Source organism: Escherichia sp. WS1368, from assembly GCF_046487485.1.
In the GTDB taxonomy this organism is placed as follows: Bacteria; Pseudomonadota; Gammaproteobacteria; order Enterobacterales; family Enterobacteriaceae; genus Escherichia; species Escherichia coli.
In genome coordinates this window covers 97,600-110,523 of sequence record NZ_JBJQJI010000007.1, presented here as the reverse complement: position 1 = coordinate 110,523, position 12,924 = coordinate 97,600, and the positions used below count along the sequence as shown (strand labels likewise).

Genomic DNA, 12,924 nt, shown 5'->3' with positions numbered 1-12,924 from the left:
ACGGCCCATTCATGAGGAATGGGCCGTGAAAGGAGATTACGCGACCGGGCGCGCAATAATGCTGCGGGTTTCCATGCGGACTTCGGCAATGGTGACGTCAATAACGTCAGTCACTTTGTAAGCCGTTTCACCTTTAATTTGTACAGTGCCGTTTTCCTGGCTGCAAACCAGTTCATCGCGCACAGCGTGTAAGAAAGGTGCCGGAATAAAGGCAATAGCGCCGTTATCAACCAAACGCACACGCATGCCGCCACGGCTGATATCGACAATTTCCGCCGCGAAACGGGTGTCGGTCCCGGCTTTGTCTTTCAGGAAGCGTGCGTATAACCAGTCGCCAACATCACGTTCTGCCATTCGGTTGAGACGGCGACGCTCGGCCATTTGGACAGTGATTTCATCCTGCGGACGCGTCGCAGTTTCGCCTTTGATAACCGCTTTCAGCAGACGGTGGTTGATCATGTCGCCATATTTACGGATCGGCGAAGTCCAGGTGGCGTATGCCTCCAGACCGAGGCCAAAGTGAGGACCGGGTTCAGTGCTAATTTCAGCAAATGACTGGAAGCGACGAATGCGGCTGTCGAGGAAACCAGTTGGTTGCGCATCCAGTTCACGACGCAGTTTGCAGAAACCGTCCAGCGTGAGCACTTCTTCGGCATCGATATGCAGACCGTGGGTTTTCAGCAACGCTGCCAGCGCGTCGGCATTCGCCGGATCAAAGCCCATATGCACGTTATAGATGCCAAAACCGAGCTTATCGCGCAGTACGCGGGCCGCACAAATGTTAGCGGCAATCATCGCTTCTTCGACGATACGATTGGCAATGCGACGAGGCTCGGCGACGATATCCAGCACTTCACCTTTTTCACCGAGAATAAAGCGGTAATCCGGGCGATCTTTAAATACCAGTGCGTGGTTATGACGCCACTCGCCGCGGCGTTGGCAAATTTGCGCTAACAAACGGACTTGTTCGGCAATTGCTTCACTTTCAGGCTTCCAGTCACCGGTATTTTCCAGCCAGTCAGAAACCAGGTCATACACCAGCTTCGCTTTGGATTCGATGGTGGCAGCAAAGAATTCGATATTATCTTCAATGGTGCCATCAGCGGAGAGCGTCATGCGGCATGCCAGTACCGGGCGGACTTCATTGGCGCGCAGTGAGCAGAGATCGTCAGAAAGCTCGCGAGGCAGCATAGGGATGTTGAAGCCAGGCAGATAGTTGGTGAATGCGCGAATTTTCGCGGCTTTGTCCAGCTTGCTGCCTTCAGCAATCCACGCGGTTGGATCGGCAATCGCCACAATCAGCTGAAGTTTGCCATCCGGCAACGCCTTAGCGAAAAGGGCGTCATCCATATCTTCTGTGCTGGCACTGTCGATGGTGACAAAATCCAGCGCGGTCAGATCTTCACGAACCAGACCTTCATCGAGCATTTCGGTAGCGACGCCGTCTGGTGCTTCTTTTTCCAGATTATGGCGCGCAAGGGTAACCCACCACGGTACAAAGTGGTCGTCACCAAAAGTGATGTATTGTGTCAGTTCAGCATAGAAAGAACGATCGCCTTTCAGCGGATGGCGGCGCATTTCGGCAACTGCCCAGTCGCCTTCTTTAAACTCGTGGTTCAGGCCACGGGCTGCGCGGCAAGGAATGGCGTCTTTTAAGAGTGGATGATCAGGAACGATGGCCAGACGGTCATTTTTGCCCTGAACTTTACCCACGAAACGAGTCAGGAACGGTTCAACCAGTTCTTCTGGCTCTGCGGATTCACGTTCTTTTTCACTGTGGATAACCGCGATAATTCGGTCGCCATGCATGACTTTTTTCATCTGCGGCGGCGGAATGAAATAACTTTTTTGCGCGTCGACTTCCAGGAAGCCAAAGCCTTTTTCTGTGGCTTTTACCACCCCTTCAGCGCGTGGCGTCTGGGAATGCAGTTGCTGTTTAAGCTGCGCTAGCAGCGGGTTGTCCTGAAACATAATTGTCTATTTTGGTGGCCATTAGAGCGGCTGACAGTTTTACGCGAATCTGTCTGACGCGGCAAGGTTAATATGTCTCACCCAACGCGATTTTTAAGCGATTTATCCAGCCACACAGCCCGCTCCATACCAGCAGATTAATAATCTGCGTTGATGATTTTTCGTGTTCGAGTAAAGGGCTGAACTGGGCGGCGCTAAAGCGATCGGGTGCTCGGGTCAGCCATTGTATCGCCTGAACGGTAGCGCGCTCAACAGAATGACGGTCAGCCCATTGGTTAATTTCATTTTCGCCCTTGCGCAGAAGGGGGCTGATTTTTTTATATTCATTTGATGAATCCATACAGGCGGCAAAACAAGCAGGACTGCCATTTATCCGCGCGCATATCAACGCCGCAAGCTGATTATCCGGCTGTGTATTAACCCGTGTGCTGTTTAACAACTTTTCGAGAAGGGAAAGTGAAATAGGGTGGAGAGAGAGTGTTTCGGCCAGTTGGCAAAGTTCTGTAGTTGAACTTTTTGTGTACTCTTCAGGTAGTTTTTCCACCTCATAGCTGCTTCGCCAGCGTATTGATTCATCAGCAAACAGTGACGCGTCGGCATAGTTTTGTATCTCCAGACCGGGTAACCAGCGTACCGGATGCCCGAGATAAGCCTGAAATGTCGCAATGGTCCGCGCCTGAAAGCCAATAAAACCAATGATTTGATTAATGATCACACAGTCCCAGACAGTAAGACCGACGTCATTCAGATGCTGGCGCGATCGGTTGTCGATAATAGAAGGCGAGCTAGCCAGTTGGCGGGCATATTGCGTGATTTGTGCCAACCGATGATTACTTTCCCTGGAGGAATCAGGCCCGGGGAGCGGCGTAAGTCGCGCCGAATAGTAGTTACATAACCGTTGGACGCCGCAAACCTGAGCAACCGTCAGGGCCGTCGACAAGCGTTCATAAGCGGTGAAGGTCTGTGAACGGGTCACGGTAAGCGGGTCAGGGAACAACTCCACTGCAAGAACGCGCGCAGGGACCAGCCATGAAAGGAAGGGGGCCAGCGTTTCTTCATCAAGGATCACGTCGAGCAGAAAGGGATCGCTGACCTTTGCGGCTTCCGGGACCAGAGGCAGAACGTCATATTCCGCAGTACTGGATTGCGTTTCATGATACCAGTGGCTTTTGCCGGTGATGTGGCGTTGTTCCATGGGCGCTCCTTGGTCGTAAAGGAAATCGTTATCCTGACGCAAGGCGGGAAGGGGAGAAAGACGGATCGGCGATAACAAATATCAGAAAGGTATAACAGAGATAACGGGCGGCAGAACGCCGCCCGTCTTGACCAACAGAACGATTATTTCAGTTCGAGTTCGTTCATTGCAGCGATGCTGAAACCGCCGTCAACGTGGACCACTTCACCGGAGATACCGGCAGAGAGATCGGAGCACAGGAATGCCGCAGAGTTACCCACATCTTCAATGGTAACGGTACGGCGAATCGGGGTAACGGCTTCGCAATGAGCCAGCATTTTGCGGAAGTCTTTGATACCGGAAGCCGCCAGAGTACGGATCGGACCCGCAGAGATGGCGTTAACACGCACACCTTCCGGACCCATCGCGTTCGCCATATAGCGCACGTTTGCTTCCAGAGACGCTTTTGCCAGACCCATAACGTTGTAGTTCGGGATAGCGCGCTCAGCGCCAAGGTAGGAAAGGGTCAGCAGGGCAGAACCCGGATTCAGCATGGAGCGGCAAGCTTTTGCCATTGCAACGAAGCTGTAGGAGCTGATGTCGTGGGCAATTTTGAAGCCTTCACGGGTAACGGCATTAACATAGTCACCATCCAGTTGATCGCCAGGTGCAAAACCAATAGAGTGTACGAAACCGTCAAATTTCGGCCAAACTTTCGCCAGTTCAGCGAACATGGTGTCGATGCTGGCATCTTCTGCAACATCGCACTGCAGAACGATGTCAGAACCCAATTGAGCGGCAAATTCTTCTACGCGGCCTTTCAGTTTGTCGTTCTGGTAGGTGAATGCCAGTTCAGCTCCTTCGCGGTGCATCGCCTGAGCGATACCGTAGGCGATGGACAGTTTGCTGGCAACACCGGTTACCAGAATGCGCTTACCGGAAAGAAAACCCATAGCTTTAATCCTTATTGTTGATGCTTGTTGTGCCTGAAAATCAGGCGATTCGTCGTTTTAGTAAACAGTACGAACAGATAAACGGTTATTATAATCAACCTGGCTGTGGGTGGCTATAGTTGCGCTTTCTGTACCGGAGAGAAGCTGAGGTACAGAGCATTTTGCGTTATCTACTCTTGACGCCTGCAAGGGGTAGGTTGGGGGAATATCTTATAGAATCTGACTCTGAAACTATTCGTATTAGCTCCGATAAGTTTGATGATGAAAACAGAACTGGCGACAACAAGTAGCAGCCTTTCTGATGAATTGACCCCAACTTAATATTGTCAACTATCTTCACAGAATCTCCACAATCTCTTCATTATCAGAATATGCACCATGAATAAGATAAAAATACTTTCCATTACTTTGGAGAAACGTATAATCAGCAAAAATGAGAACGATCATTCTCACCAAGTGATAGGCCAGGAGACAGAAATGACCAGCAAACTGGAGATACGCCACAAACAGCGTCAGGATGAAATCATTAACGCCGCCCGTCGGTGTTTTCGTCGCTGCGGGTTTCATGCCGCCAGTATGTCGCAAATTGCCAGCGAAGCTCAGCTTAGCGTGGGTCAGATATATCGTTACTTCGCCAACAAAGATGCCATTATTGAAGAGATGGTTCGCCGTATCATCGACTTTCGTATTGCCCAAATGGACATTGACGCGCGTACCGATCACTTCCCGGAAGTCCTTGCCTTGCGTAAATCCTTAAATGAGGACGACGACGCGCTGATGCTGGAAGTGGCTGCAGAAGCCACACGCAACCCGCGGGTTATGGCAATGCTTGAAGAAGCTGACGCCAGAATGTTCGCTAACGGTTGTGCACATATGAAAAGAATGCATCCCCATCTTAGCGACGAGCACATTCGTTGCTGCGTTGAAGTGTTTGCTACCATGATGGAAGGTACGGTTTATCGTCGTTTAACACCGCAAAAAAGCGATCCACAACATCTGCAGGAAATATATCAGGATATTGTTAGTATGTTGATAAATAAATAAGAACAGAATTAACCAATAGCGGGGGATATTAATCCCCCTTATTTCATTGCGAAATTCATTTCGCGATGCGGGTTCGTTATAACTGAATATCCCTGACATATCCTCATTAATTTTAATGAGGAGGGTATTTCTCACCCTGGAGAAAATAATGAAGTATATAGCAACATCTGTAGTGGCAATGCTGCTCTTATCGGGTTGTGATAATACGCAAAGTAACAATTCATCCCCGTCAGAAACAGAAGTCGGCGTTGTTACAGTCAAATCTCAACCGGTTTCGGTAGTCAGTGAATTAACCGGACGCACCAGTGCTGCGCTCAGTGCTGAAGTACGTCCGCAGGTTGGGGGAATTATCCAGAAACGCTTATTTAAGGAAGGTGATCTGGTCAAGGCTGGACAGCCGCTCTACCAGATTGATGCGGCCAGTTATCAGGCTGCATGGAATGAAGCTCGGGCAGCATTACAACAAGCACAGGCACTGGTAAAAGCCGATTGCCAGAAAGCGCAGCGTTATGCCCGACTGGTGAAAGAGAACGGTGTTTCACAACAGGATGCTGATGATGCTCAGTCTATCTGTGCACAAGATAAAGCCAGTGTAGAGGCGAAAAAAGCCGCACTGGAAACTGCGCGCATTAATCTTGACTGGACCACGGTAACCGCACCGATTTCAGGGCGCATTGGCATTTCGTCGGTAACCCCTGGCGCACTGGTGACCGCGTCGCAAGATACAGCGTTAACGACTGTTCGTGGTCTGGATACAATGTATGTCGACCTCACTCGCTCCAGTGTCGATTTATTACGTCTGCGTAAACAGTCACTGGCGACCAACAGTGACACCATGAGCGTCTCACTTATTCTGGAAGATGGCACAACCTACAGCGAAAAAGGGCGTCTGGAACTCACCGAAGTCGCTGTAGATGAGTCTACCGGTTCGGTGACATTACGGGCGATTTTCCCCAATCCACAACAGCAGTTATTACCGGGAATGTTTGTTCGCGCTCGTGTCGATGAAGGCGTGATGGAAGACGCTATTCTCGCGCCGCAACAGGGCGTCACGCGCGATGCTAAAGGCAATGCAACTGCGCTGGTGGTGAATAAAGACAATAAAGTAGAGCAGCGAACGCTCGAAACGGGAGAAACGTATGGTGATAAATGGCTGGTGCTGAACGGCCTGCACAACGGCGACCGACTGATTGTTGAAGGTTCTGCCAAAGTCACTTCAGGGCAGACCGTCAAGGCTGTTGAAGTTCAGGCTAATGGAGGCAACGCCTGATGTTTTCGCGCTTTTTTGTTCGCCGCCCGGTCTTTGCCTGGGTTATCGCCATTTTGATTATGTTGGCGGGGATTCTGGCTATTCGCACATTGCCCGTCGCGCAATATCCTGACGTTGCGCCACCGACCATTAAAATTTCAGCCACTTATACTGGTGCTTCTGCCGAAACGCTGGAGAACAGCGTGACTCAGGTTATCGAGCAACAACTCACTGGGCTTGATAATTTACTCTATTTCAGCTCAACCAGCAGCTCTGATGGTTCGGTCAGTATTAATGTGACCTTTGAACAAGGTACCGATCCAGATACTGCACAGGTTCAGGTGCAGAATAAAATTCAGCAGGCGGAGTCGCGTCTACCCAGCGAAGTGCAGCAAACGGGTGTTACGGTGGAGAAATCACAAAGCAACTTTTTGCTGATTGCTGCCGTGTATGACACCACTGACAAAGCCTCCAGTTCGGATATCGCCGACTGGTTGGTTAGTAACGTTCAGGATCCGCTGGCGCGTGTTGAAGGTGTGGGGAGTCTGCAAGTCTTTGGCGCGGAATACGCTATGCGCATCTGGCTTGACCCGGCCAAACTGGCGTCTTACTCGCTAATGCCTTCAGACGTGCAAAGTGCTATTGAAGCGCAAAACGTGCAGGTTACTGCCGGGAAAATAGGGGCATTGCCTTCACCGAATACTCAGCAACTGACCGCAACGGTACGTGCGCAGTCTCGCTTGCAGACGGTGGATCAGTTCAAAAATATTATCGTGAAAAGCCAGTCAGACGGCGCAGTTGTTCGTATAAAAGATGTGGCTCGCGTTGAGATGGGCAGTGAAGATTATACCGCTATCGGCAAACTTAACGGTCACCCGTCTGCCGGGGTTGCTGTAATGCTTTCGCCCGGTGCGAATGCGCTGAATACGGCGACGCTGGTCAAGGATAAGATTGCCGAATTCCAGCGGAACATGCCGCAGGGATACGACATCGCATACCCGAAAGACAGCACTGAATTTATTAAAATCTCTGTAGAGGACGTAATTCAGACGCTGTTTGAAGCCATCGTATTGGTGGTTTGCGTGATGTATTTATTCCTGCAAAACCTGCGTGCCACACTGATTCCGGCGTTAGCTGTCCCCGTCGTTTTGCTGGGCACATTCGGCGTTCTTGCGTTGTTTGGCTATTCGATTAATACCCTGACGTTGTTTGCAATGGTGCTGGCGATCGGCTTGCTGGTGGACGATGCCATTGTGGTGGTGGAGAACGTCGAACGTATTATGCGTGACGAAGGGTTGCCCGCGCGTGAAGCCACGGAAAAATCAATGGGCGAGATTTCTGGCGCACTGGTTGCCATTGCGCTGGTGTTGTCAGCCGTATTCCTGCCTATGGCCTTCTTTGGGGGATCTACGGGGGTAATTTATCGTCAGTTTTCGATAACCATTATCTCCGCAATGCTGCTTTCCGTGGTAGTGGCATTGACCTTGACTCCCGCCCTGTGCGGTTCCGTCCTCCAGCATGTTCCGCCACATAAAAAAGGCTTTTTCGGCGCATTTAACCGCTTTTACCGCCGTACTGAAGATAAATATCAGCGAGGCGTAATTTATGTCCTGCGCCGTGCTGCTCGAACGATGGGGCTTTATGTCGTACTGGGTGGTGGAATGGCCCTGATGATGTGGAAACTGCCGGGCAGTTTCTTACCCACTGAAGACCAGGGCGAAATCATGGTGCAGTACACGCTGCCGGCCGGGGCGACCGCTGCCCGTACAGCAGAAGTGAATCGCCAGATTGTTGACTGGTTCCTGATTAATGAGAAAGCAAATACCGATGTCATTTTTACCGTTGATGGTTTCAGTTTTAGCGGCAGCGGACAGAACACCGGGATGGCGTTTGTTTCGTTGAAAAACTGGTCTCAACGTAAAGGGGCAGAAAACACCGCCCAGGCTATCGCCCTACGGGCAACCAAAGAGCTGGGCACAATTCGTGATGCCACGGTATTTGCGATGACGCCGCCAGCCGTTGATGGGCTGGGGCAAAGCAATGGTTTTACGTTTGAATTGTTAGCTAACGGTGGAACCGATCGCGAAACACTACTGCAAATGCGTAATCAGTTGATAGAAAAAGCGAATCAAAGTCCGGAGTTACATTCTGTGCGTGCCAATGATTTGCCACAAATGCCGCAATTGCAGGTAGATATTGATAGTAATAAAGCGGTGTCATTAGGGTTGAGTTTGAATGATGTCACCGACACCCTGTCCAGTGCGTGGGGCGGTACTTATGTGAATGACTTTATTGACCGTGGTCGTGTGAAAAAAGTCTACATTCAGGGCGACAGTGAATTTCGTTCCACGCCGTCAGACTTAGGTAAATGGTTTGTGCGCGGTAGCGATAACGCCATGACACCATTCTCTGCTTTTGCAACCACCCGCTGGCTGTATGGACCGGAAAGACTGGTGCGCTACAACGGTTCTGCAGCCTATGAAATTCAGGGGGAAAATGCGACTGGCTTTAGTTCCGGCGATGCAATGACAAAAATGGAGGAACTGGCAAACAGTCTTCCTGCGGGAACAACCTGGGCCTGGAGTGGTTTGTCATTGCAGGAGAAACTGGCCAGCGGTCAGGCATTGAGTCTGTATGCAGTTTCTATTCTGGTGGTTTTCCTCTGCCTTGCAGCACTGTACGAAAGCTGGTCAGTCCCGTTCTCGGTCATTCTGGTGATCCCTCTGGGGCTTCTTGGCGCGGCGCTGGCGGCCTGGATGCGTGATTTAAACAACGATGTTTACTTCCAGGTGGCGCTATTAACCACTATCGGCTTGTCGTCGAAAAACGCCATTCTGATTGTGGAATTTGCTGAAGCGGCGGTTGCAGAGGGCTATTCCTTGAGTCGTGCGGCATTACGCGCGGCGCAGACTCGTTTACGCCCAATCATCATGACCTCGCTGGCGTTTATTGCGGGGGTAATGCCGCTGGCGATAGCAACCGGCGCAGGGGCGAACAGCCGCATCGCCATTGGTACGGGCATTATTGGCGGTACGCTGACCGCTACGTTGCTGGCTATTTTCTTTGTTCCTCTGTTTTTTGTACTGGTGAAACGTTTGTTTGCCGGTAAACCGCGCCGTCAGGAGTAAGTTATGTTGCGTCGTTCTCTTATTTTTCTGGTGCTGTTGAGTGCGGGATGTGTCTCGCTCGAGCCCCACTACAGCACGCCTGAATCCCCAATCCCGGCGACCTTGCCGGGAGCACAGGGCCAGGGAAAGGCAATCAGCCATGACTGGCAGCAGGTGATCCACGATCCCCGATTGCAGCAGGTGGTGACTATTGCACTGAACAGTAACCGCGATGTGCAAAAAGCGATTGCTGATATTGACTCAGCACGGGCGCTCTATGGGCAAACTAATGCGTCGTTATTCCCGACGGTGAATGCGGCCTTAAGTTCAACCCGCAGTCGTTCGCTGGCGAATGGTACGGAAACCACTGCCGAGGCTGACGGCACGGTGTCCAGTTTTACGTTAGATCTGTTTGGTCGTAATCAGAGTTTATCTCGGGCGGCGCGGGAAACCTGGCTTGCCAGTGAATTTACAGCCCAGAACACTCGTTTAACGCTGATTGCTGAAATCAGCACCGCCTGGCTGACACTGGCGGCTGATAACAGCAACCTGGCCCTGGCAAAAGAAACGATGGCCAGTGCAGAAAACTCATTGAAAATTATCCAGCGCCAGCAACAGGTTGGCACGGCGGCAGCGACAGATGTCAGTGAGGCGATGAGTGTTTATCAGCAAGCGCGCGCCAGCGTTGCCAGCTATCAGACACACGTGATGCAGGATAAAAATGCGCTGAACTTACTGGCAGGTACAACGCTTGAGGAAAATTTGCTACCGGGAACACTGGAAAGCCTGCCGGAACAGATGATAAGTCTGGTTCCTGCGGGAGTGTCATCTGACGTTCTGCTGCGTCGCCCGGATATCCAGGAAGCGGAACATAATTTGAAGAGCGCCAATGCCGATATTGGCGCGGCGCGGGCTAACTTTTTTCCGACGATTTCGCTGACTGCCAGCGCTGGTGTTGGCAGTGAAGCATTGTCGTCGTTGTTCAGCCACGGAATGCAGATCTGGTCATTTACGCCATCGGTCACATTACCGCTGTTCACTGGCGGAAGTAATCTGGCGCAGCTTCGTTACGCAGAAGCACAAAAGCGTGGACTCATTGCCACCTATGAAAAAACCGTTCAGAGCGCATTTAAAGATGTCGCTAACGCACTGGCGCGGCGGACCACGCTTGAAGAGCAACTGGATGCACAGCGCCAGTATGTTAAAGCTGAGCAACAAACGGTCGATGTTGGCTTGCGTCGCTATCAGGCGGGTGTTGGTGATTACCTGACCGTGTTGACGGCGCAGCGCAGCTTGTGGAGCGCACAGCAGGCGCTGCTGGCACTACAACTGACTGATTTTACAAACCGAATCACGCTCTGGCAGTCGCTGGGCGGCGGCATGTCATCACTCAAGTAAGGAATAATATGGCTAGAGTCTCTCTTTCATGGGCATTGATTCTTGGTCTTTTAGCCGGTATCGGCCCGATGTGTACCGATCTTTATTTGCCGGCTTTGCCGGAGATGTCTGAGCAACTGGCGGCAACCACGACCATAACGCAATTAACCCTGACCGCATCGCTGATCGGTCTTGGCGTCGGACAACTGTTATTTGGCCCTCTGAGCGACAAAATAGGGCGTAAACGTCCGTTAATCTTGTCGTTGCTATTGTTTATTGTTTCTTCCATTTTGTGCGCGACAACGAACAATATTTACTGGCTGGTGGTCTGGCGTTTTATTCAAGGGATCGCGGGGGCGGGTGGTTCGGTGCTCTCTCGTTCTATTGCTCGTGACAAATATCAGGGAGTAACGTTGACCCAGTTTTTTGCGCTGTTAATGACGGTGAATGGCCTGGCACCGGTGTTGTCGCCAGTGCTGGGCGGGTACATTGTCAGCACTTTTGACTGGCGCACTTTATTCTGGGTAATGGCTGAAATTAGCACCGTACTGTTGCTGGGCTGCCTGTTATTTATTAATGAGACCTTGCCAGAAAATAAAAGGGGCTCATCATTGCTATTAACCGGACGAAGCGTGGTGCAGAACCGCCGTTTTATGCGCTTTTGCCTGATTCAAAGTTTTATGCTGGCCGGTTTGTTTGCATATATCGGCTCTTCGTCGTTCGTGTTGCAGAAGGAATTTGGCTTTAGTCCAATGCAATTTAGCCTGGTGTTTGGCCTTAACGGCATCGGACTTATCATTGCTTCATGGATCTTCTCGCGCCTGGCGCGACGGATTAACGCGATGACATTGTTGCGAGGTGGCCTGATAGCGGCAATTTTGTGTGCATTGCTCACGGTCTTATGCGCATGGACACAATTGCCCATTCCGGCACTGGTGGCATTATTTTTCACTATTGCATTTTGTAGCGGCATCGGCACTGTTGGCGGGGCAGAGGCTATGAGTGGAGTAGGGACGCAGGAATCTGGAACGGCGTCTGCGTTGATGGGGATGAGCATGTTTGTCTTCGGCGGTATAGCCGCGCCATTGTCGGGGTTTGGCGGAGAAACACTGTTAAAAATGAGTCTGGCAATTACGGTGTGTTATACGCTGGCATTGCTGGTTGCTCTCACCAGAATCGACAATCAAAAGTAATGAACACCTCATCCTGAGGGGGGCCCTGTCAGGATGAGGTGCAGAACACTAACGGTCCTTACGCCACGCATCCGCCGTCAATGCCTCGCCAAAATGACCGGCGATCAGCCGTTTGGTGAGTTCATGCAGCGGCGATGCCAGCACATCGGCGGTGCTGCCTCGCTCGACAACCTCGCCCTGATGCATCACCAGCACCTGGTCGCTAATGTGCTTCATCATTCCGATATGCTGGGTAACATAAATATACGAAATGCCCTGTTTTTCCTGTAACTCAAGCATCAGATTAATCAACTGCGAACGCATCGACATATCCAGTGAGGCGAGGGCTTCATCGGCAATAATGACTTTTGGGCGCAATATCAGCGCGCGCGCCAGCCCCAGACGCTGTTTTTGCCCGGGTGCCAACATATGCGGATAGTAACTGACGTGATCCGGTAGCAGCCCAACCATACGCATCGTTTCAATAATCTGTTTGCGACGCTGTTCCGGTTCCAGGTCGGTGTTCAGACGCAGTGGAAAATCCAGGATTTGCGAGATACGTTGACGGGGATTCAACGAGGTCGAAGGATCCTGAAAAATCATGCGAATACGCTGACTGCGGAAGGAATAATCGCCAAAATGCAGCGGATGATCGTCAATCAATAACTCGCCGCTGGTAGGTTCTATCATTCCCGCCAGCATTTTTGCCAGCGTGGATTTACCCGAACCATTCTCGCCAATAATCGCCAGTGTCTGGCCTTCACGTAGCGTAAAGCTCAAGGGTTTTACCGCTTCTACGGTCTGACGACGAAACCAACCGGTCCGGTAGCGGAACGTTTTACTTAAATTACGCACTTCAAGCAGCGTTTCGATCATC

Annotated in this window: 9 protein-coding genes; 5 read left to right on the top strand and 4 right to left on the bottom strand. The window is 51.2% G+C overall.

Annotation, left to right across the window (positions count from 1 at the left end; genetic code table 11):
* Positions 1–36 precede the first annotated feature (36 nt).
* The 3 genes from rnb to fabI all read right to left on the bottom strand — a co-directional run bounded on the left by rnb (position 37) and on the right by fabI (position 4,098).
* The gene (rnb, locus tag ACJHYD_RS14720) at positions 37–1,971 is read right to left on the bottom strand and encodes an exoribonuclease II (protein WP_001551016.1); all 1,935 of its coding nucleotides are present in this window, start codon (positions 1,969–1,971) and stop codon (positions 37–39) included.
* 67 nt (positions 1,972–2,038) lie between these two features.
* Entirely contained in the window at positions 2,039–3,166 is a 1,128-nt protein-coding gene (locus tag ACJHYD_RS14715) for a carboxymuconolactone decarboxylase family protein (protein ID WP_001551017.1), read from the bottom strand.
* A 143-nt stretch (positions 3,167–3,309) separates the two neighbouring features.
* A complete protein-coding gene (gene fabI / locus ACJHYD_RS14710) occupies positions 3,310–4,098 on the bottom strand; it encodes an enoyl-ACP reductase FabI (RefSeq protein WP_000506485.1) in 789 nt (262 codons plus the stop codon).
* Positions 4,099–4,575: 477 nt separating this feature from the next.
* On the opposite strand from fabI, the gene ACJHYD_RS14705 reads away from it, so the two are divergent.
* The 5 genes from ACJHYD_RS14705 to ACJHYD_RS14685 all read left to right on the top strand — a co-directional run bounded on the left by ACJHYD_RS14705 (position 4,576) and on the right by ACJHYD_RS14685 (position 12,068).
* A complete protein-coding gene (locus ACJHYD_RS14705) occupies positions 4,576–5,142 on the top strand; it encodes a TetR/AcrR family transcriptional regulator (RefSeq protein ID WP_000202113.1) in 567 nt (188 codons plus the stop codon).
* A gap of 148 nt (positions 5,143–5,290) precedes the next feature.
* Complete coding sequence (locus tag ACJHYD_RS14700; protein WP_069903788.1) at positions 5,291–6,412, top strand: efflux RND transporter periplasmic adaptor subunit; 1,122 nt, start codon at positions 5,291–5,293, stop codon at positions 6,410–6,412.
* Positions 6,412–9,519, top strand: a complete 3,108-nt coding sequence (locus tag ACJHYD_RS14695) for an efflux RND transporter permease subunit (RefSeq protein ID WP_001551019.1) — start codon at positions 6,412–6,414, stop codon at positions 9,517–9,519. Before ACJHYD_RS14700 ends, ACJHYD_RS14695 begins: the two co-directional genes overlap by 1 nt.
* A 3-nt stretch (positions 9,520–9,522) precedes the next feature.
* Positions 9,523–10,896 carry an efflux transporter outer membrane subunit gene (locus ACJHYD_RS14690; protein ID WP_001551020.1) on the top strand — a complete coding sequence of 458 codons (1,374 nt, stop codon included), beginning with the start codon at positions 9,523–9,525 and terminating at the stop codon, positions 10,894–10,896.
* A gap of 8 nt (positions 10,897–10,904) precedes the next feature.
* Positions 10,905–12,068 (top strand): multidrug effflux MFS transporter, encoded by a 1,164-nt coding sequence (locus ACJHYD_RS14685; RefSeq protein ID WP_001551021.1) that lies wholly within the window; start codon positions 10,905–10,907, stop codon positions 12,066–12,068.
* A gap of 48 nt (positions 12,069–12,116) precedes the next feature.
* Here the strand turns inward: ACJHYD_RS14685 and sapF are convergent, their stop codons facing one another.
* Complete coding sequence (gene sapF / locus ACJHYD_RS14680) at positions 12,117–12,923, bottom strand: peptide ABC transporter ATP-binding protein SapF (RefSeq protein ID WP_000573407.1); 807 nt, start codon at positions 12,921–12,923, stop codon at positions 12,117–12,119.
* Position 12,924: the final 1 nt, after the last annotated feature.

Excerpts from the sequence above, each read along its gene's own strand:
- fabI (WP_000506485.1), bottom strand. The coding sequence starts at position 4,098 with ATGGGTTTTCTTTCCGGTAAGCGCATTCTGGTAACCGGTGTTGCCAGC.
- ACJHYD_RS14705 (WP_000202113.1), top strand. The coding sequence starts at position 4,576 with ATGACCAGCAAACTGGAGATACGCCACAAACAGCGTCAGGATGAAATC.
- ACJHYD_RS14695 (WP_001551019.1), top strand. The coding sequence starts at position 6,412 with ATGTTTTCGCGCTTTTTTGTTCGCCGCCCGGTCTTTGCCTGGGTTATC.
- sapF (WP_000573407.1), bottom strand. The coding sequence starts at position 12,923 with ATGATCGAAACGCTGCTTGAAGTGCGTAATTTAAGTAAAACGTTCCGC.
- ACJHYD_RS14690 (WP_001551020.1), top strand. The coding sequence starts at position 9,523 with ATGTTGCGTCGTTCTCTTATTTTTCTGGTGCTGTTGAGTGCGGGATGT.
- ACJHYD_RS14700 (WP_069903788.1), top strand. The coding sequence starts at position 5,291 with ATGAAGTATATAGCAACATCTGTAGTGGCAATGCTGCTCTTATCGGGT.
- ACJHYD_RS14715 (WP_001551017.1), bottom strand. The coding sequence starts at position 3,166 with ATGGAACAACGCCACATCACCGGCAAAAGCCACTGGTATCATGAAACG.
- rnb (WP_001551016.1), bottom strand. The coding sequence starts at position 1,971 with ATGTTTCAGGACAACCCGCTGCTAGCGCAGCTTAAACAGCAACTGCAT.
- ACJHYD_RS14685 (WP_001551021.1), top strand. The coding sequence starts at position 10,905 with ATGGCTAGAGTCTCTCTTTCATGGGCATTGATTCTTGGTCTTTTAGCC.